The sequence below is a fragment of the Amycolatopsis sp. SID8362 genome (genome assembly GCF_010550475.1).
GTDB classification, from domain to species: domain Bacteria; phylum Actinomycetota; class Actinomycetes; order Mycobacteriales; family Pseudonocardiaceae; genus Amycolatopsis; species Amycolatopsis eburnea.
Window position 1 is genome coordinate 1 of the sequence record NZ_JAAGNB010001537.1, and the last position, 807, is coordinate 807.

The following is an 807-nucleotide window of genomic DNA, read 5'->3' on the forward strand; positions in this document are numbered from 1 at the left end:
TCCTGGCCAGGGCGGGCGTGGCGCGCGCCGCCGCGGTCCTGGTCGACGTGGCCGACGACAACGCCGCGCTGGCGGTCGCGGTGACGGTGGACCACGCGACGACGTCCGCGCACGTCGTGGTGACCCTGCGGGACCTCGAGCGCGCCGAGCTGGTCCGGTACGTCGACCCGCGGATCCGCTGCGTGCAGTGGCACACGCCCCGGATGGTGACCGAGGAGCTGACGTCCCCGGGCATCACCGAGGTCTACGCCGAGCTGATGACGGCCGGGGGCGCCGACACGTTCTCGGTCACGCTGCCGGAGTCCCTCGGCCCGCTCCCCGCCGAACACTGCCGCCTCGCGCTCGGCCGCTCGTACGGCGCGACCGTGCTGGCCGTGCGCACCGGCGCGAACCTGGAGGTCAACCCGGCCTGGGACGCGGAACTGCCGTCCGGCGCGGTCCTGTACTACGTCGGCCCGAGGCGGCTCACCGCCGCCGAGGTCGAGACGGCCCTGCGGGGGGAGGTGGCCCCGCCGGGCCGGACGCTGCATACTGCAAGAATGCCGAGGAGGAAGCCGGGGGCCGCGAGGTGAGCTCGCGCGAGGGCCCGTCACGCCGGAAATTCGGCCGGATCGACCCGTACTGCCTGATGGCCGTGCTGCCGGTGCTGCTGGTCGCCGGAATCCTCGGTTCCCTGGTCAACATCATGCTGGGACTGGGCTGCGCGGTTTTCGCGGGCCTGATCCTGCTGTTCGACTCGTGGGCGAACCGCCCCGGTCCGCTGCCGCCCGAGCCGGAACCGGAGCGCCGTCCGGTGCGACAGGCTCC

The 807-nt window shown here is 73.9% G+C and carries 1 protein-coding gene and 1 pseudogene; both read left to right on the forward strand.

The features are described 5' to 3' along the window. A pseudogene (locus tag G3I65_RS47330) lies at positions 1–572 on the forward strand (hypothetical protein); the annotation flags it as partial. Further along, positions 569–807 (forward strand): hypothetical protein (locus G3I65_RS47335; protein ID WP_160701905.1); only part of this gene is annotated, 239 nt, incomplete at its 3' end. The pseudogene G3I65_RS47330 and the gene G3I65_RS47335, both read left to right, overlap by 4 nt.